Here is an 18,544-nt window from a genome sequence, read left to right as displayed (position 1 = left end):
TCCCCCATCGATCCCGACTCCGCCTTTGTGGATTCCTGCACGTACCGGCTCGATCTTATGTTCCGGGCCGCATGCTCAAGACCGCACGGGGTCCGCCGTTCCGGAACGGGAACATGTCGGACGGAAGGAGGTGTGAGTGAGCGTGCCGGGCGGCGTCGGAAGCACTGTCATGGAGATCCGGTGTGGAGAAATCGGGATCGCCTTGTGGGGAAAGAAAGCAGATCTGTCCGGTTATTCCGGCTGCCGATCTGCTTTCCGGCGTATCGGCGCCGCGGGTGCCCGGTGCATCGATTCCAGAGAAAGAAAAAGACGGCCGGCCGGGCGTGCTGCCGGGCCGGCCGCTGCGCACCGTCCGCGCGGTGCTCCGGTCAGCCCCGGTGCCCGCCGCCGCGGCCGCCGCGCCGGGGAGCGGTCACGATGTTGCCCGTCGGGCCGTCGCGCTCCGCGCGCTCGGCGTCCTCCTTGGCCTCCTGCTCCTTCTGCCATGCGGCGAACTTCTCGCGCGAGGCCTCGCGTTCGGCCATGGTCTGGTTCTCCGCGGCCCGCCGGATCTCGTTCATCCGGTCGCCCAGCGCGTCCATGTACCCCGGCGTCTCGATGGCGTCCTTCATGCCGATCCGGCCGGAGAGCACTTCCCGGGCCATCTCCTGGAGCTTGCCGCCCACGTTGGGGTTGTCCGCCAGGACCTTCAGTGCCTTGCGCAGCCGGTGCGCCTGCTCCGGATCCTGGGCGACGTCCATCAGGTCCTCGTCCTGGATCTGCCGCTCATTGCTCATCTCTGCCCCCTTGAACGTGATGACACAGCAACCGCGTGTGCGGCACCGGCGTCCTGAGTCTAATGACGGGTGTGAACAGGTCGTCAAGGCGGGTGTTGTCGGTATTGCCGCATATTGCTCCGTATGCATTCCGCTCTTTGCCGGTGCCCGCTTCGGGAAGGCTTCCGGCCTATTGCGGGTGTGCTAGACCTGGGGCCAGGTTGGCAGGCAGCTGTCATTCAATTCGGGGAGAAATGATGTCCGACGAAGTCCGGCTCAGTACGGAGGAGTTGCACACACTGGGTGCAGCCTTCGAGGTACGTGCGGAAGAACTGAGCCGGCAGCTGGCCGCATTCAGACGGCGGGCGGATGCCGAGGCGCTGCGGGACGGTTTCGGCGGCGATGAGGCGGCGCGGCCGTTCCGTGAGCTGTACGAGCAGGCCGAGCACGCCCTCGTCCAGCTGCAGCAGCGGCTCGCCGAGGTCGGCGGAGGGATCAAGGAGACCGTTGCCCAGGTGCAGGCGACCGAGGAAGAGCTGGACGAGATGATCCGGAGCGTCAAGTGAGCGAGCGGCGCAACCCCGAGGCCCTGCACGAAGCGGCGGCCGGCTGGCGGGAGATGGGCAAGCACCTCGACGGCCTCGTCCGCGACCTGGACCGGAAGGTCGGCACCGCAGCCGCGGCCAACTGGCAGGGCCCGGCCGGCGAGGCGTTCGCCGCGGAGTGGCACCGCCTCAAGCGGTCCGTCGACGAGTCGCTGCCGGCCTTCGAACTGGCCGCCGCCGACCTGGAGACCGCTGCCGCCGCGTCCCCCGACGACAAGGACGGCACGGCCGGCGGGGACGGCAAGGGCCACGACGCACCGCCGGTGGACCAGTCCGCCGGCGGCGCGCAGTCCTCGTCCGGCAACGAGACCGCCTACGGCTTCATGGCGCTCGGCCAGCTGGCCAACGGCCTCGGCGGCGCCTTTGGCAAGCGCGGCGGGGGCGGCGGCCGGCGCCAGGGCCCGGCCGCAGGGCACCAGTGGGACACCTCCGCCGCACCGCTCGGGCCCGACCCGTTCGGCCCGGCGCGGGACGGCGAGGCGAAGACGCGCGGCGGCGAGGGCCTGGCCAAGGGCGTACGGAGCCGGCCGGCCGGTGCCGAACCGGCCCCGGCCGGCGAGCCGAAGGCGGGGGTGGACAAGAAGGGGACGTCCGCCGCACCGGCGGCCGCCGCCAAGGGCAGCTCTGCCTCGGCCGCCGAGCCCCCCGGCCCGGCCGGCCCCGACGTCACCCAGCACGGCGCCTTCGGCTGACAACCGGCCATCGGCCACCGGCCACAGCCACCGGCCCGTACACACCGGGCACGCAGACGTAACAGCGCAGACGAAACAGCGGTGACAAAACGGCGGTGGGGCGCCCCTCCCAGGAGGAACGCCCCACCGCCGTCGTTACTGTGCCCGGTCAGCCGCCGCTGGCCGGCAGCCAGCCCGTCTGGACCAGCTGTGCACCGCGCTTGCGCGTCATGAACATGGCCCGGCCGGGCGTCAGGCGCTGGCCCTTGACGTTGCCCATCAGCGGACCCTCGGCCGGGTCGGCCGACAGGATCAGACCCTGCGCACCGAGCTCCTTGGTGCGCTGCATCACCGGCTCGAAGGACGACCGTCCGGCGCCCGAGGAGCTGCGCGCGATGATCAGGCGCAGACCCAGGTCACGGGCGAACGGCAGGTACTCCAGCAGCGGCTGCAGCGGGTTGCCGCTGCTGGTCGCCACCAGGTCGTAGTCGTCCACGATCACGAACGCGTCCGGCAGGTCGTACCAGCTGCGGTTGCGCAGCTGCTCCGGCGTGACGTCCGGCCCGGGCATCCGGCGGCCCAGCGAACCGGCCAGACCGGTGATGACCTCCTGCAACTGCGGTCCCGCGGCGCAGTACTTGTACAGATGGCTCTCGGGGACCTCGCCGAGCAACGCGCGACGGTAGTCGGAGACCACCATCAGCGCCTTGTCGGAGGGGTACCGCTCGGCGATCTGCTTGGTCAGCAGGCGCAGCAGCGACGACTTGCCCGACTCGCTCTCGCCGTAAATGACCAGCAGCGGGTCGGTCTCGAAGTCGATGAACGCCGGCGACAGCGTGGTCTCGTCGACACCGATCGCGATGCCGTGGTCCGGGTAGTCGTTGCCCTTGGGCAGCTCGTTGACGTGCAGCATCGTCGGCAGCATCCGCACCGCGGGGGCGGGCTCGCCCTGCCAGTGCTCGCTGACCGTCGACACCAGGTTCGCGATGCCTTCGCTGAGCGTCTCCGGGTCGCTCATCCCGTCCAGACGCGGCAGCGCCGACAGGAAGTCGAGCTTCTCGGGGGACATACCGCGGCCCGGCTTGCCCATCGGGACGTTCTCCGCGCGCTTGCGGTCGAACTCCGACTCCATCGGGTCGCCAAGGCGCAGCTCGACGCGGTTGAGGAGCTGGTCGCGCAGCGCGGGCCGCACCTCGGTGTAGCGCGCACCGGCGATGATCAGGTGGACACCGAAACCGAGACCCCGGGCGGCGATGTCCAGGATCACCGGGTCCATCTGCTCGTAGTCGGTCTTGAACGTCGCCCAGCCGTCGATGACCAGGAAGACGTCGCCCCACTTCTGGTCGGGGTAGGCGCCCGAGGCCCGCCGCTGGCGGTAGGTCCCGATCGAGTCGATGTTGTTGGCCCGGAAGAACTCCTCGCGCTCGTTGAGGATGCCGACGACCTCGGAGACCGTACGGCGCACCTTCTCCGCGTCCAGCCGCGAGGCGACACCACCGACGTGCGGCAGGCCCTCCATGGTCAGCATGCCGCCGCCACCGAAGTCGAGGCAGTAGAACTGCACCTCGGCCGGGGTGTGGGTGAGCGCGAACGACGCGATCGCGGACCGGATGAGCGTGGACTTACCGGACTGCGGACCACCCACGACCAGACCGTGACCGGCACCGGCGGAGAAGTCCAGGTACATCACGTCACGCCGCTGCTCGAACGGCTTGTCCACCAGCGCGACCGGCACCACGAGCTTGCCGAGCGCGGTGTACTCCGCCGCGTGCACGCCCCGTTCGGGAGTGACCGCGAGCGCCGGCAGCAGCTGATTGACCGTGGGCGCCTCCTCCAGCGGGGGCAGCCACACCTGGTGCGCCGGCGGGCCCTGGCCCTGCATCCGCTGGACCATGACGTCCAGCACGGTGTCGGCCAGCGCGTCGTCGATCTCCGGCTCGGCCGCCTCGACGGCGATCGGCTCCTCGACGATCTGCTCGACGACCGGGGCCGCGGTGAACGGCACCGGCAGCCGGTTCGTCCGGCCCCCGCGCCCGCCGGCACCGCCGGCACCCGGGCCGCGGTAGGTACCGGAGACGTACGCGGCCTTGAACTGGACCATCGTCTCGGTGTCGTACTTCAGGATGCCGGAACCGGGGACGTTCGGCAGGTGGTAGGCGTCCGGCACACCGATCGCGGTCCGCGACTCGGCCGCGGAGAACGTCCGCAGACCCAGCCGGTAGGAGAGGAAGGTGTCCAGACCCCGCAGCTTGCCCTCTTCCAGACGCTGCGAGGCGAGCAGCATGTGCACACCCATCGAACGGCCGATCCGGCCGATCTGGATGAACATCTCGATGAAGTCGGGCTTGGCGGCGAGCAGCTCGGAGAACTCGTCGATGATCATCACCAGCGAGGGCAGCGGGTCCAGCGGGGCACCCGCGGCACGCGCCTTCTCGTAGTCGGTGATGTTGGCGTAGTTGCCGGCGGAGCGCAGCAGCTCCTGACGGCGCTGGAGTTCACCGGTGATCGAGTCGCGCATGCGGTCGATCAGGGTGACGTCCTCACCGAGGTTGGTGATGACCGCCGCGACGTGCGGCATCTCCGACATACCGGTGAAGGTGGCACCACCCTTGAAGTCCGCGAGGATGAAGTTGAGGGTCTCCGAGGAGTGCGTGACCGCCAGGGCGAGCACCAGGGTGCGCAGCACCTCGGACTTACCGGAACCGGTCGCACCGACACACAGTCCGTGCGGGCCCATGCCCTGCTGTGAGGCTTCCTTGATGTCCAGCATGACCGGCTGGCCGTCGCGGTCGACACCGAGCGGGACGCGCAGCCGCTCGGCCAGCGTCCGGGGCCGCCACGTACGCGACACGTCCAGGGCACCGGCGTCGCCGATGTTGAGCAGGTCGGTGAAGTCCATGGAAGACAGCAGCGGATCCTCGCCGTCGGCACCCGAGCCCGCCCGCAGCGGGGCCAGCTGGCGCGCCAGCGCCTCCGACTCGGGGATCGAGAGGGTGTCGCAGACACCGTGGTAGACCGCACCGCCGGCCGACTCCAGCACCAGCTTGCCCGGCCACACCTGGACGGCCAGACCGCCGCGGATCTCGTCCAGATCGCCCGGGACGACCTCCAGGATGGTGACGCCCTGCAGGCCCTCGGCCCCGGCGATCACCGAGTCCATCGGCACCTCGCCGCCGTCCAGCACGATCACCACATGCGGGGTGTCGGTCACCGGAGTGCCCTGCGGGTTGAACCGCCCGCGGCCCTCCAGCTCGTCCGCCAGCAGCTCCTCGATCTCGCCGAGGTCACCGACGACCAGCCGGCGCGACCCCGCGCCGTCGGTGGTCTTGTCCTGCACCTGCGGCAGCCACTTCGTCCACTCCCACTCCGCCTGCGCACCGGGCGCGGCGACGACCGCCACCACCAGGTCCTCGGGCGAGTGCAGGGTGCACAGCTGGGCGATGATGGCGCGCGAGGCGCCGTAGACCGTGTCCGGGTCACCGGAGACTGTCAGGTGGTAGAAGGCACGCAGCGAGACCGCCAGCGGCAGGCTGTCCAACTGTCCGTGCTTGTCGAGGAATTCCTTCATCGCATGCGCGGTCAGCGGCTCCAGCTCGTCGACCGGAGCGGTCTCGGGCGCCCGCAGGGGGGTGGCCAACTGCTGCGGCCCCAGACCCAGTCGTACCTGCCCGAAGTCGGGGTCGGTCGACCGGCGCTCCCATACGCGTTTGCCCTCGGCCACGATGGACCACAGCTGGCTCGGATCGGGGTGGGTGAACAGCTGCGCGTCCCGCTGCTTTCGCGCGGTGCGCCGTACCTCTTTTCGCTTCTGCGTCAGGTACTTGAGGTAATCCTGTCGCTCTTGAAGCATTTGCCCGGAAGGCCCTTGGCGAGCCTTGACGATCTGCACGATCGCCATTGCCAGGGTGGACGCCACCATAAAGCCGCCCATGATTTTCATGAACGGCTGGTTGCCCATGAACAAGAATCCCGCCGAAGACGCCATACCCATCATGGGCATAAGGGTCATCAGCATGTTTTCTGATTCGCCCTCACGGGGAAGCTCCGGAGGTGCCTCGAGTGTCACCTCCTCGGAGGGGACTTCAGGTGGCAGCGCGCGGGGCGGGCGCTTAACGATGACAACGCTCACCGAGGCATCAGTCCTTCATGCATCTCGCAGTCTCGGACCGCCCCCGTTGGATTCGACGGTCCCCCCGAGCCAAGTGCTTGGCCCGAACCAGGCGTTGATCCTACTGTTAACCGTCAAGTCTCGGGGTGGGTGGGGCACTCGCTGAATTGGACGGTACGCTGACGCCTCGCGAGCGTGCCCACAGCCCTGAGTGACGGCTCTCTATATAGGGCGCGCGACGCGACAAAACGCCCAACGGATAGGGGGAACCGCCAGGTGAGCACGAGCACTGGCACCGGTTTTTGCCGGGTCACAGTCGCCGCGCCGGATGCACGGATCGATGTGGCTCTGCCGGAGGATGTCGCACTCGTCGACATCTATCCGGAGATCCTGCGGCTCTCCGGGCAGTCCCAGGCCGAAGGCGCACCGACCGGCTATCACCTCGTACGCCGCGACGGCACGGTGCTCGACGCCGGCCAGTCGCTGGCACAGCAGCAGATCCTCGACGGCGACCTGCTTTTGCTGAAGCCGTTCGCCGAGTCGCTGCCGCTGCCGGTCTTCGATGACGTCTCCGACGCCGTCGCCTCCGCGGTCAAGCGCAACCGCAGCCGCTGGAGCGACGACCTCATGCACGTCGTCGGCCTCTCCGCCGGTGTCCTGCTGCTCGTCATGATGGCGTTCGCCCTGTGGTTCTCGAACCCCCTGAACCGCGACATGCACCGCCTGCCCGGCATCATCGCCGGTGTCGTCGGCATCGTCCTGGTCGCGCTGGCCGGCGTCCGCGCCCGCGTCTACGACGACCACGGCTCCTCCATCGCGCTGGGCCTGGCCTCGCTGCCGCACCTGCTGCTCGCCGGCTCGGGCATCTTCCCCGTCGAGCAGGGCGGCGGACCCGGCCGGCTGCACCTCCTCGTCGGCTGCGTGGTCGTCCTGATCGCGTCCGTTCTGCTGGTGGTCCTGCTGCCGCGCGGTGACGCACCCTTCGTCGCCGCCGCGTTCCTCGCCGCCATCGGCACCCTCGCGGTCTTCGCCGCGATCCTCACCGACGCCGCGCCCCGCGAGGTCGCCGCCGTCACCGCCGTCGTCTCGATCGCCATGGTCGCCTGGCTGCCCGGCCTCTCCGCCCGCTTCGCCCGGCTGCCCATCGGCTACAAGTCGCCCGACCAGATCGCCAAGGGCTCCTATGACAACGGCGGCGAGACCGAGTCCGTCGACTTCGTCAAGATCGCCAACCAGGCCAAGCGCGGCCACGAACTGCTGCTCGGCCTGGTGGCCGGCTGCGCCGCCCTGGTCGTAGGCTCGGCCGGTGTGGTCCTGGGCTTCTCCGACAACATGTGGGCCCAGCTGCTGGCGCTGGCCGCGGGCATCACGATCATGCTCCGCGCCCGGCTCTTCGACTACACCGCGCAGGTCGCCTGCCTGACCATCGCCGGCATCCTGACGATCGTCCTGCTCATCCTGGGCATCGCGCTGAACCCGCCGTCGGACATCTTCGTCGACCTGCTCCGCTTCCAGGACTCCGGTCCGCTGAACATCCGCACCGTCTGGTTCTCCAGCAGCATCGCGGCGGGCGCCGCCCTGCTCGTCGGCGTCGGCCTGATCGTCCCGCGCAAGGGTGTCACCCCCTTCTGGGGCCGGATCTTCGACATCTTCGACGGTCTGTTCCTGCTCTCCCTGGTGCCGCTGTGCCTGGCGGTCCTGGAGGTCTACGGCAAGGTGCGCGGCCTCACCGGCAGCTAGCCACCCGCCCGCCAGAGCCGGATCCGCGGCCCCCCGACCACCCGGTCGGGGGGCCGTTTTCCAGCTGGTACGCTGTGTGACGGTCCGGATGAGTCATCCAAGATTCCCTGTGAAGCAAACCAGGGGCGCTCACGGACCGGAACCCAGAGGAGTACCGCGTGTCGCTCGACGCCGCTACGAAGAAGCAGATCATGGCCGAGTTCGCCACCAAGGAGGGTGACACCGGCTCCCCCGAGGTCCAGGTCGCGATGCTCTCCCGCCGCATCTCGGACCTGACCGAGCACCTCAAGACCCACAAGCACGACCACCACTCCCGCCGTGGTCTGCTGCTGCTCGTCGGCCAGCGCCGCCGCCTGCTGCAGTACCTGGCGAAGAAGGACATCACGCGCTTCCGTGCGCTGGTCGAGCGCCTGGGCATCCGCCGCGGTGCGGCGGGCGCCAAGTAGGACGCCGTAGAGGGAGCGGTTCCCGCCGGGGGCCGCTCCCTTTGCCATAGGCACCGGATGCCCACGCCACCTCATGGTGGACGGAAGCTTTGTAGTCTGGTGCCATATCGCAAAACTGAACGCGGTAGGAGCGCCTCCTGGCCGCCGGTCCTCGGTAGTGGCCCCCGGACGATCCATGGACGCCCTGCGTCCCTCGCTCCGGGTGCTTCGATCGAAGACCGGCCCGTACCGGCGCTCCACCGAAGACGGTCCGCCGCCATACGGGCAGCGGACGCAGACGAGGAGATATTCCTGGTGGAGAACGAGACCCACTACGCCGAAGCCGTGATCGACAACGGTTCGTTCGGCACCCGCACCATCCGCTTCGAGACGGGCCGCCTGGCCAAGCAGGCCGCCGGTTCCGCCGTGGCGTACCTGGACGACGACACCATGGTGCTGTCGGCCACCTCCGCTTCCAAGACGCCGAAGGACCAGCTGGACTTCTTCCCGCTGACCGTCGACGTCGAGGAGCGGATGTACGCAGCCGGGAAGATCCCCGGTTCCTTCTTCCGCCGTGAGGGCCGCCCCTCCGAGGACGCGATCCTCACCTGCCGCCTGATCGACCGCCCGCTGCGCCCCTCCTTCAAGAAGGGCCTGCGCAACGAGATCCAGATCGTCGAGACGATCATGGCGCTCAACCCCGACCACCTCTACGACGTGGTCGCGATCAACGCCGCCTCCTGCTCCACGCAGCTGGCCGGTCTGCCCTTCTCCGGCCCGGTCGGCGGCACCCGTGTCGCGCTGATCAACGGCCAGTGGGTGGCGTTCCCGACCCACACCGAGCTCGAGGACGCCGTCTTCGACATGGTCGTGGCCGGCCGCGTCCTCCCGGACGGCGACGTCGCGATCATGATGGTCGAGGCCGAGGCCACCGAGAAGACCATCCAGCTGGTCAAGGACGGCGCCGAGGCCCCGACCGAAGAGGTCGTCGCCGCGGGTCTGGAAGCCGCCAAGCCCTTCATCAAGGTCCTGTGCAAGGCCCAGTCGGACCTCGCCGCCAAGGCCGCCAAGCCCGTCGGTGAGTTCCCGATCTTCCTGGACTACCAGGACGACGTCCTCGAGGCGCTGACCAAGGCCGTCAAGGACGAGCTCACCCAGGCGCTGACCATCGCCGGCAAGCTGGAGCGCGAGGCCGAGCTGGACCGCGTCAAGGGTCTGGCCGCCGAGAAGCTCCTGCCGGAGTTCGAGGGCCGCGAGAAGGAGATCTCCGCCGCGTACCGCTCGCTGACCAAGACCCTGGTCCGTGAGCGCGTCATCAAGGAGAAGAAGCGCATCGACGGCCGCGGCGTCACGGACATCCGTACGCTCGCCGCCGAGGTCGAGGCGATCCCGCGGGTGCACGGCTCCGCCCTGTTCGAGCGTGGCGAGACCCAGATCCTGGGCGTCACCACCCTCAACATGCTCCGCATGGAGCAGCAGCTGGACACCCTTTCCCCGGTGACCCGCAAGCGCTACATGCACAACTACAACTTCCCGCCGTACTCCGTCGGTGAGACCGGCCGCGTGGGTGCCCCCAAGCGCCGCGAGATCGGCCACGGCGCGCTCGCCGAGCGCGCCATCATGCCGGTCCTGCCGACCCGCGAGGAGTTCCCCTACGCGATCCGCCAGGTCTCCGAGGCCCTGGGCTCCAACGGCTCGACGTCCATGGGCTCGGTCTGCGCCTCGACCATGTCGCTGCTGAACGCCGGTGTGCCCCTCAAGGCCCCGGTCGCCGGTATCGCCATGGGCCTGATCTCCCAGGAGATCGACGGCCAGACCCACTACGTCGCCCTCACCGACATCCTCGGTGCGGAGGACGCCTTCGGCGACATGGACTTCAAGGTCGCCGGCACCAAGCAGTTCGTGACCGCGCTGCAGCTCGACACCAAGCTCGACGGCATCCCCGCCTCGGTCCTGGCCGCCGCGCTGAAGCAGGCCCGCGACGCCCGTCTGCACATCCTGGATGTCATGACGGAGGCCATCGACACCCCGGACGAGATGTCCCCGAACGCCCCGCGGATCATCACCGTCAAGATCCCGGTGGACAAGATCGGTGAGGTCATCGGCCCCAAGGGCAAGATGATCAACCAGATCCAGGAGGACACCGGCGCCGACATCACGATCGAGGACGACGGCACCATCTACATCGGTGCCGCCGACGGCCCGGCCGCCGAGGCCGCCCGCGCCACGATCAACGGCATCGCCAACCCGACCATGCCGGAGGTCGGCGAGCGCTACCTGGGCACGGTCGTCAAGACCACCACCTTCGGTGCGTTCGTCTCCCTGCTCCCGGGCAAGGACGGCCTGCTGCACATCTCGCAGATCCGCAAGCTCGCCGGCGGCAAGCGTGTGGAGAACGTCGAGGACGTGCTCGCGGTGGGCGCCAAGGTCCAGGTCGAGATCGCCGAGATCGACCAGCGCGGCAAGCTCTCCCTGATCCCCGTGATCGAGGAAGAGGACACCGACAAGGGTGCGCAGGACGACACGAAGGACGACACCGACAAGTGACGTCTCGTACGCACACGACGACGGCCCGCACCTCTTCGGAGGGGCGGGCCGTCGCCCGTACCCAAACGCTTCTCAAGGGCACCGCGGGCGCCGGCACGGTCCGCCGGACCACCCTCCCCGGCGGTCTGCGCATCGTCACCGAGACGCTGCCGTCGGTCCGCTCCGTCACCTTCGGCATCTGGGCGCACGTCGGCTCCCGCGACGAGACCCCCGCCCTCAACGGCGCCACGCACTATCTGGAGCACCTGCTCTTCAAGGGCACCGAGCGGCGCAGCGCGCTGGACATCTCCGCCGCCATCGACGCGGTCGGCGGCGAGATGAACGCCTTCACCGCGAAGGAGTACACCTGCTACTACGCGCGGGTGCTGGACACCGATCTGCCGCTCGCCATCGACGTGGTGTGCGACATGCTCACCGGCTCGCTGGTCGAGGCCGAGGACGTGGACGCCGAGCGCGGGGTCATCCTCGAAGAGATCGCGATGACCGAGGACGACCCGGGCGACTGTGTGCACGACCTGTTCGCGCACACCATGCTCGGCGACACCCCGCTCGGCCGCCCCGTCCTGGGCACCGTCGACACCGTCAACGCCCTCACCCCCGAGCGCATCCGCCGCTTCTACAAGAAGCACTACGACCCCACGCACCTCGTCGTCACGGCCGCCGGCAATGTCGACCACGCCAAGGTCGTCCGCCAGGTCCGCCGCGCCTTCGAGCAGGCCGGGGCCCTGGACCGGACGGATGCCGTTCCCGTCGCGCCGCGCTCCGGCTCCCGCGGCATCCGCACCGCCGGCCGCGTCGACCTGCTCAACCGCAAGACCGAGCAGGCCCATGTGATCCTCGGGATGCCCGGCATGGCGCGCACCGACGACCGGCGCTGGGCAATGGGCGTACTGAACACCGCTCTGGGCGGCGGGATGAGCTCCCGCCTCTTCCAGGAGGTCCGCGAGAAGCGCGGCCTGGCCTACAGCGTGTACTCCTACACCTCCGGCTTCGCCGACTGCGGGCTCTTCGGCGTCTACGCCGGCTGCCGCCCCAACCAGGTGCACGACGTCCTCAAGATCTGCCGCGACGAACTCGACCAGGTGGCCTCGCAGGGCCTCACCGACGACGAGATCCGCCGCGCGATCGGCCAGCTGCGGGGATCCACGGTCCTCGGCCTGGAGGACACGGGTGCGCTGATGCACCGCCTCGGCAAGAGTGAGCTGTGCTGGGGAGAGCAGATGTCGGTCGACGAGATGCTCGCCCGGATAGCGGCCGTCACCCCGGACGAGGTGCGCGAGGTGGCCCGCGATGTACTGGGCGCACGGCCTTCGCTGTCCGTCATCGGCGCCCTGAAGGACCGGCAGGCGGCCCGGCTGGACGACGTCGTCGCGTAGGCCCGCTGCGACACCACCAAGAGAGAGACGGGAAACGATGAGCAAGCTGCGCGTGGCCGTACTGGGAGCTCAGGGGCGCATCGGCGCCGAGGCTGTACGGGCCGTCGAGGCCGCCGAGGACATGGAGCTGGTCGCCGGGCTCGGCCGGGGCGACAAGCTGGAGCAGCTGGTCGAGGCCGGCGCCCAGGTCGTGGTCGAGCTGACCAACCCCGGCGCGGTCATGGGCAACCTCGACTTCTGTGTGCGCCATGGCATCCATGCGGTGGTCGGGACCACCGGGTGGACCGACGAGCGCCTCGCGCAGCTGCGCACCTCGCTGGCCGCCGCGCCGTCGGCGGGTGTGCTGATCGCCCCGAACTTCTCCATCGGCGCGGTGCTGACCATGCGGTTCGCCCAGCAGGCGGCCCGCTTCTTCGAGTCCGCCGAGGTCGTCGAGCTGCACCACCCGAAGAAGGCGGACGCCCCGTCCGGCACCGCGGCCCGCACCGCCCAGCTGATCGCCGCGGCCCGGCAGGAGGCCGGCTGCGCCCCGCAGCCGGACGCCACCAGCACCGCGCTGGACGGCGCCCGCGGCGCGGACGTGGACGGCATCCCCGTGCACTCCGTACGGCTGCGCGGTCTGCTGGCGCACCAGGAGGTGCTGTTCGGCGGCGAGGGCGAGACGCTCACCATCCGCCATGACTCCCTGCACCACAGCAGCTTCATGCCGGGCATCCTGCTCGGCGTACGCCGTGTGGTCACCACGCCGGGCCTGACCGTGGGCCTGGAAAACTTCCTCGACCTGGGCTGACCGGCATGGGCGGAAAGATCACGTACTTCTTCCTCGCCACCGTGCTGGTCCTCGTCTTCGGTGTGGTGGCGCTGGAGGGCGTCCTTCTCCTGCTGACCGGCGAGCCGGCGGCCATGGGCATGGGGGCGGTGGCCTTCGCGCTGCCGTGCATCGGTGCCTGGTTCCTCCGGCACAACACCCGCTTCGCACGCGATGCCCACCGGCTGGCACATGCGCTGGAGGCCGAGGGCGGGCTGCCGGCCGACGAACTGAAGCGGACCCCCGGCGGCCGGATCGACCGGGACGCCGCCGACGCGGTGTTCGCCCGGCGGCAGGCCGAGACGGAGGACGCGCCCGGCGACTGGCGTACGTGGTTCCGGCTCGCGGTCGCGTACCACGACGCCCGCGACACCCCGCGCGCCCGCAAGGCGATGCAGCGGGCGATCGCGCTGCACGACGGGAAGGCCGTGCCCACCGCCGGCTGAGACCCGTCCGGCCGGTGATGGCCGGAGCGGCTACGGGCTGGTGGGCCCGGGAGGAACCGGTTGGCGGCCGGGGGCCCCTCGCCGGGGTGGCACCCGGTACCGCCCGGATGCCCCGGGGCTCAGACGCGGTACTCCGCCGCCCACGCCTCCAGCACATCCGCGGCCCGCTCGAAGGCCTCCGGTCGGGACAGGAAATCCCCGTTGTGGTCCGTGATCAGCGCCCGCAGCGGGGCACCCTGGGTGCGCTCGACGATCAGCGCCTGGCCCTGCACCGTCCGGGGCAGCCCCAGCCAGCGCACCGGCTGCTGGCGGGTACGCACCGAGGCGATGGCGCGCCACGGCTCGGTCGCCGTCCGCAGGAGGTTCACCTGCCGCAGACCCTGTGCGCTGACCCAGATGCCGACCCGCAGCAGCCGGAGCGCGAAGGCGATCACCAGCGCCCCCACCAGCACACAGACCACGGCGCCGGGCAGCGAGCCGGCCATCGCGATGATCATCGCGGAGAGCAGTACGAACGACGCGAGCAGCAAAAACACCGCCGCCGTCCCCACCCGCCACGGTCCGGGGCGGTAGGGACGGCGCCAGTGGTCGGGCTCGTCATGCGGCAGCGCGGCGTACTCCGCGGCACGGGTGTCGAGCTCGCGGTCGGCCGTCAGGAAGGGCAGGGGCACGGCTGAACCTCACTCATGGGCACGCTGACGGAAGCTGTGACCGGTGAGGCTATCGGGACCGGCGGAGCGGAACCACTTACGGCACACTCCGCCCGCCCGATCAGCGATGCGCCTCGGACTGATGCACCCGGCCCGAGGTGGAACTGTCCTGCTGCAGTGCGGGAACGCCGAACAGCAGGGCGCCGGCCAGGCCGCCCACGACTGTCAGCGTGATGAGAGACTGGCCGAGCAGCTGCGCACGGGAGGCGCGCTGACGCGGCGGGGGAGTGACATTGCTGCGGAACCGGTCTGCCTCGGCAACAAAGGCGAATGGGACGGGCTCTCGCCGGCGGAACATGAGCGGGCTCTCCTAGGAACCTCGAAGTGGGCACTGTCACAGGGTTAGACGTCTGTGCGGTCCGATTGGTGCCCGTTTTCAGGGACTTCTGTGAAAAATATCAACTGCCGCTCCGAGCGCTGCTATAGAGCGTCCCTTTTGTGGCTAACGCGGCATCATGCGGCATTTTCTGGGCTGTCAGTGGCGGGCCGTACTCTGGTCGCGCACGAGGATCGATTGGAAGGAACCGCCGGTGTCCCAGACCCCCGCCGAGAGCACTGAGAGCCCCGACAGTGCAGCCGTCAGCTTCCGGAGCGAGGTGACGGTCGAGCTGGTCAAGCACAGCGCCGCGGACAGCGACGTGCTGTGGGCGGCCCGCGTCTCCACGGCCGGCGAGCAGTCCCTGGAGGAGCTCCACAAGGACCCCGAGCGCTCCAAGGGCTTGATCAACTACCTCATGCGGGACCGGCACGGCAGCCCGTTCGAGCACAACTCCATGACGTTCTTCATCAGCGCCCCGATCTTCGTCTTCCGCGAGTTCATGCGCCACCGCGTCGGCTGGTCGTACAACGAGGAGTCCGGCCGCTACCGGCAGCTGGAGCCGGTCTTCTACGTCCCCGGTGAGTCCCGCAAGCTCGTCCAGCAGGGCCGCCCCGGCAAGTACGAATTCGTCGAGGGCACCCCGGCGCAGCACGACCTGACCGGCCGCGTCATGGAGGACTCCTACCGCCGGGCGTACGAGGCGTACCAGGAGATGCTGGCCGCCGGCGTCGCCCGCGAGGTCGCCCGCGCGGTCCTCCCCGTCGGCCTCTTCTCCTCCATGTACGCGACCTGCAACGCACGCTCCCTGATGCACTTCCTCGGGCTGCGCACCCAGCACGAGCAGGCGAAGGTGCCCTCCTTCCCGCAGCGGGAGATCGAAATGGTCGGCGAGCAGATGGAGGCCCACTGGGCCACGCTCATGCCGCTCACGTACGGCGCATTCAATGCGAACGGCCGGATCGCGCCGTAAGGCCCAGGCCGGAGGCCGGATGCCGACGCCCGCAGGACAGCGGTGCAAGGTGTCCGGATTGCGGCATTTTATGAAGTTCATCTACGCTGAACAGACGGACCCGGCACTGCTTGAACCCCCGAGCAGGCAGTGCCGGTGTCCACATCCCTGCTCCCCAGAGGCGCAACCTGTGGGGAGCTACGAGTAGCGTGGGACCCATGGCTCCGACTTCCACACCGCAGACCCCCTTCGGGCGGGTGCTGACCGCCATGGTCACGCCTTTCACGGCGGATGGCGCTCTCGATCTCGACGGCGCACAGCGACTGGCTGCCCACCTGGTGGACGCCGGTAACGACGGCCTCGTCGTCAACGGCACCACCGGAGAGTCCCCGACCACCAGCGATGCGGAGAAAGCCCAGCTGGTCCGCGCGGTGGTCGATGCGGTCGGCGATCGCGCCGTTGTCGTCGCCGGAGCCGGCACCAACGACACCCGCCACAGCCTGGAGCTGGCCCGCGCCGCCCAGGACGCCGGGGCCCACGGTCTGCTCGCGGTGACGCCCTACTACAGCAAGCCCCCGCAAGAGGGCCTGCTGAGGCACTTCACCGCCATCGCGGACGCCACCGACCTGCCGGTCATGCTCTACGACATCCCCGGCCGCAGCGGCGTCCCGATCAACACCGAGACCATGGTCCGGCTCGCCGAGCACCCCCGGATCGTCGCCAACAAGGACGCCAAGGGCGACCTCGGCCGCGCCAGCTGGGCCATCGCCCGCTCCGGCCTCGCCTGGTACAGCGGCGACGACATGCTCAACCTCCCGCTGCTCTCGGTCGGCGCCGTCGGCTTCGTCTCCGTGGTCGGCCATGTCGTCACCCCCGAGCTGCGCGCCCTCCTGGACGCCCACCTCAACGGTGACGTCACCAAGGCCACCGAGATCCACCAGAAGCTGCTGCCCGTCTTCACCGGCATGTTCCGCACCCAGGGCGTCATCACGACCAAGGCGGCGCTGGGCCTGCAGGGCCTGCCCGCCGGCCCGCTGCGCCTGCCGCTCGTGGAGCTCTCCGCCGAGGAGACCGAGCAGCTCACGCGCGATCTCGCCGCCGGCGGGGTACAGCTCTGACACAGACTTCACAACTGAATACGGACCAACAACCGCCTTATAGCAAGTGCACGAATGTCATGCGCGCCACGTGCCTCGACGGCAGCGTGGCGCGTGTGGTGAGGAGAGTCTTTTGAGTCATCCGCATCCTGAGCTCGGCGCCCCGCCCAAGCTTCCCAAGGGCGGCCTGCGCGTCACCCCCCTCGGCGGTCTCGGCGAGATCGGCCGCAACATGACGGTCTTCGAATACGGCGGCCGGCTGCTGATCGTCGACTGCGGAGTGCTCTTCCCCGAGGAGGAGCAGCCCGGAATCGACCTGATCCTGCCGGACTTCACGTCCATCAGGGACCGCCTCGACGACATCGACGGCATCGTGCTCACGCACGGCCACGAGGACCACATCGGTGGTGTCCCCTACCTCCTGCGGGAGAAGCCGGACATCCCCCTCATCGGCTCCAAGCTGACCCTCGCCCTGATCGAGGCCAAGCTTCAGGAGCACCGCATCCGCCCCTACACCCTTGAGGTGAAGGAAGGACACACCGAGCGGATCGGCTCCTTCGACTGCGAATTCGTCGCGGTCAACCACTCCATCCCCGACGCCCTGGCCGTCGCGATCCGCACCCCCGCGGGCATGGTCGTGCACACCGGCGACTTCAAGATGGACCAGCTGCCGCTGGACCGCCGCCTGACCGACCTCCCCGCCTTCGCGCGGCTCGGCGAGGAGGGCATCGACCTGCTCCTCTCCGACTCCACGAACGCCGAGGTCCCGGGCTTCGTCCCGCCCGAGCGGGACATCTCCAACGTGCTGCGCACGGTGTTCGCGAACGCCCAGAAGCGCATCATCGTCGCCAGCTTCGCCAGCCATGTGCACCGCATCCAGCAGATCCTCGATGCGGCCCACGAGTACGGCCGCCGGGTCGCCTTCGTCGGCCGCTCGATGGTCCGCAACATGGGCATCGCCCGGGAACTGGGCTATCTGAAGGTCCCCGCCGGCCTGGTCGTCGACGTCAAGACCCTCGACGACCTCCCGGACGACGAGGTCGTGCTGGTCTGCACGGGTTCCCAGGGCGAGCCGATGGCCGCCCTCTCCCGGATGGCCAACCGCGACCACCAGATCCGGATCGTCCCCGGCGACACCGTGATCCTGGCGTCCTCCCTCATCCCGGGCAACGAGAACGCGGTCTACCGCGTGATCAACGGCCTCACCCGGTGGGGTGCGGACGTGGTCCACAAGGGCAACGCCAAGGTCCACGTCTCGGGCCACGCCTCGGCCGGCGAGCTGCTGTACTTCTACAACATCTGCAAGCCGAAGAACCTCATGCCGGTGCACGGCGAATGGCGCCATCTGCGCGCCAACGCCGAGCTGGGCGCCCTGACCGGCGTACCGAAGGACCGGATCGTCATCGCCGAGGACGGCGTTGTGGTCGACCTGGTCAAGGGCGTTGCCAAGATCACCGGCAAGGTCCAGGCGGGCTATGTCTACGTCGACGGCCTCTCGGTCGGCGATGTCACCGAAACCCATCTGAAGGACCGCCGCATCCTCGGCGACGAGGGCATCATCTCGGTCTTCGTGGTCGTCGACAGCAGCACCGGCAAGATCGTCGCTGGCCCGCATCTGCAGGCCCGCGGCTCCGGCATCGACGACGCGACCTTCTCGGCCGTGATCCCCAAGATCGACGAGGCCCTGGCGAAGGCGGCCCAGGACGGCATCGCGGAGCCCCATCAGCTCCAGCAGCTGGTGCGTCGCTCGGTGGGCAAGTGGGTGTCGGACAACTACCGCCGCCGCCCGATGATCCTCCCCGTGGTCGTCGAGGTCTGACACGCAGGTTCGTACAAACGTGCCCAAGTGGGAGCGGGGCGCCTGGATTTGCATCCAGGCGCCCCGCTCCAGTACGTTTACGGCTCCACCTGAACGGGAAGCGCCGGACGCCTGTGCGTACGGAGCCCCGCAACGCCGGGTGGAATTCCGGCCCAGAGCAATCTGATAA

15 protein-coding genes are annotated in these 18,544 nt (G+C 69.4%); 11 read left to right on the top strand and 4 right to left on the bottom strand.

Features of this window, described 5'->3' with window-relative positions:
- Positions 1-368 precede the first annotated feature (368 nt).
- Complete coding sequence (locus CPH93_RS08740) at positions 369-776, bottom strand: hypothetical protein (RefSeq protein ID WP_006602749.1); 408 nt, start codon at positions 774-776, stop codon at positions 369-371.
- A gap of 236 nt (positions 777-1,012) precedes the next feature.
- Between CPH93_RS08740 and CPH93_RS08735 the strand changes: the two genes are divergently transcribed.
- Together CPH93_RS08735 and CPH93_RS08730 are read left to right on the top strand one after the other, a co-directional pair.
- The gene (locus CPH93_RS08735) at positions 1,013-1,321 is read left to right on the top strand and encodes a WXG100 family type VII secretion target (RefSeq protein ID WP_093489248.1); all 309 of its coding nucleotides are present in this window, start codon (positions 1,013-1,015) and stop codon (positions 1,319-1,321) included.
- On the top strand, positions 1,318-2,052 hold the full coding sequence (locus CPH93_RS08730) for a WXG100 family type VII secretion target (RefSeq protein ID WP_093485443.1): 735 nt from the start codon (positions 1,318-1,320) through the stop codon (positions 2,050-2,052). Before CPH93_RS08735 ends, CPH93_RS08730 begins: the two co-directional genes overlap by 4 nt.
- Positions 2,053-2,200: 148 nt before the next feature.
- Here CPH93_RS08730 and eccCa read toward each other — a convergent pair whose 3' ends face one another.
- A complete protein-coding gene (gene eccCa / locus CPH93_RS08725; protein ID WP_093649154.1) occupies positions 2,201-6,160 on the bottom strand; it encodes a type VII secretion protein EccCa in 3,960 nt (1,319 codons plus the stop codon).
- Between the two features lie 255 nt (positions 6,161-6,415).
- Here eccCa and eccD point away from each other — a divergent pair, with 255 nt between their 5' ends.
- The 6 genes from eccD (at position 6,416) to CPH93_RS08695 (ending at position 13,481) form a co-directional block, all read left to right on the top strand.
- Positions 6,416-7,879 carry a type VII secretion integral membrane protein EccD gene (gene eccD / locus CPH93_RS08720; protein ID WP_040898202.1) on the top strand — a complete coding sequence of 488 codons (1,464 nt, stop codon included), beginning with the start codon at positions 6,416-6,418 and terminating at the stop codon, positions 7,877-7,879.
- Positions 7,880-8,037: 158 nt separating this feature from the next.
- Complete coding sequence (gene rpsO, locus CPH93_RS08715) at positions 8,038-8,325, top strand: 30S ribosomal protein S15 (protein WP_006602744.1); 288 nt, start codon at positions 8,038-8,040, stop codon at positions 8,323-8,325.
- A 294-nt stretch (positions 8,326-8,619) separates the two neighbouring features.
- Positions 8,620-10,851: a polyribonucleotide nucleotidyltransferase gene (locus CPH93_RS08710; protein WP_006602743.1), complete on the top strand. Its 2,232-nt coding sequence runs from the start codon at positions 8,620-8,622 to the stop codon at positions 10,849-10,851.
- Complete coding sequence (locus tag CPH93_RS08705) at positions 10,848-12,227, top strand: M16 family metallopeptidase (RefSeq protein WP_093485445.1); 1,380 nt, start codon at positions 10,848-10,850, stop codon at positions 12,225-12,227. Before CPH93_RS08710 ends, CPH93_RS08705 begins: the two co-directional genes overlap by 4 nt.
- Before the next feature lie 37 nt (positions 12,228-12,264).
- Positions 12,265-13,017, top strand: coding sequence for a 4-hydroxy-tetrahydrodipicolinate reductase (gene dapB / locus CPH93_RS08700; protein ID WP_093485446.1), 753 nt, complete (start codon positions 12,265-12,267; stop codon positions 13,015-13,017).
- A 5-nt stretch (positions 13,018-13,022) separates the two neighbouring features.
- Positions 13,023-13,481: a hypothetical protein gene (locus tag CPH93_RS08695; RefSeq protein ID WP_093485447.1), complete on the top strand. Its 459-nt coding sequence runs from the start codon at positions 13,023-13,025 to the stop codon at positions 13,479-13,481.
- 119 nt (positions 13,482-13,600) lie between these two features.
- On the opposite strand, the gene CPH93_RS08690 is transcribed toward CPH93_RS08695, so the two are convergent.
- A complete protein-coding gene (locus CPH93_RS08690) occupies positions 13,601-14,152 on the bottom strand; it encodes a PH domain-containing protein (RefSeq protein WP_093485448.1) in 552 nt (183 codons plus the stop codon).
- A 100-nt stretch (positions 14,153-14,252) separates the two neighbouring features.
- Entirely contained in the window at positions 14,253-14,489 is a 237-nt protein-coding gene (locus CPH93_RS08685; protein ID WP_006602738.1) for a hypothetical protein, read from the bottom strand.
- 232 nt (positions 14,490-14,721) lie between these two features.
- Here CPH93_RS08685 and thyX point away from each other — a divergent pair, with 232 nt between their 5' ends.
- The 3 genes from thyX (at position 14,722) to CPH93_RS08670 (ending at position 18,375) form a co-directional block, all read left to right on the top strand.
- On the top strand, positions 14,722-15,480 hold the full coding sequence (gene thyX, locus CPH93_RS08680) for an FAD-dependent thymidylate synthase (RefSeq protein WP_093649155.1): 759 nt from the start codon (positions 14,722-14,724) through the stop codon (positions 15,478-15,480).
- Positions 15,481-15,677: 197 nt separating this feature from the next.
- A complete protein-coding gene (gene dapA / locus CPH93_RS08675; protein ID WP_096212476.1) occupies positions 15,678-16,577 on the top strand; it encodes a 4-hydroxy-tetrahydrodipicolinate synthase in 900 nt (299 codons plus the stop codon).
- Positions 16,578-16,689: 112 nt separating this feature from the next.
- Complete coding sequence (locus CPH93_RS08670; protein WP_093485451.1) at positions 16,690-18,375, top strand: ribonuclease J; 1,686 nt, start codon at positions 16,690-16,692, stop codon at positions 18,373-18,375.
- Positions 18,376-18,544: the final 169 nt, after the last annotated feature.

Source organism: Streptomyces sp. 2323.1 (genome assembly GCF_900221035.1).
Taxonomy (GTDB): Bacteria; Actinomycetota; Actinomycetes; order Streptomycetales; family Streptomycetaceae; genus Streptomyces; species Streptomyces sioyaensis.
Note: the sequence above shows the minus strand (reverse complement) of the source record. Positions and strands in the feature narration are given on the sequence as shown.

Bases quoted from the DNA above. Each gene is read 5' to 3' on its own strand.
- CPH93_RS08685 (WP_006602738.1), bottom strand. From the start codon at position 14,489: ATGTTCCGCCGGCGAGAGCCCGTCCCATTCGCCTTTGTTGCCGAGGCA.
- CPH93_RS08740 (WP_006602749.1), bottom strand. From the start codon at position 776: ATGAGCAATGAGCGGCAGATCCAGGACGAGGACCTGATGGACGTCGCC.
- CPH93_RS08735 (WP_093489248.1), top strand. From the start codon at position 1,013: ATGTCCGACGAAGTCCGGCTCAGTACGGAGGAGTTGCACACACTGGGT.
- dapA (WP_096212476.1), top strand. From the start codon at position 15,678: ATGGCTCCGACTTCCACACCGCAGACCCCCTTCGGGCGGGTGCTGACC.
- dapB (WP_093485446.1), top strand. From the start codon at position 12,265: ATGAGCAAGCTGCGCGTGGCCGTACTGGGAGCTCAGGGGCGCATCGGC.
- CPH93_RS08695 (WP_093485447.1), top strand. From the start codon at position 13,023: ATGGGCGGAAAGATCACGTACTTCTTCCTCGCCACCGTGCTGGTCCTC.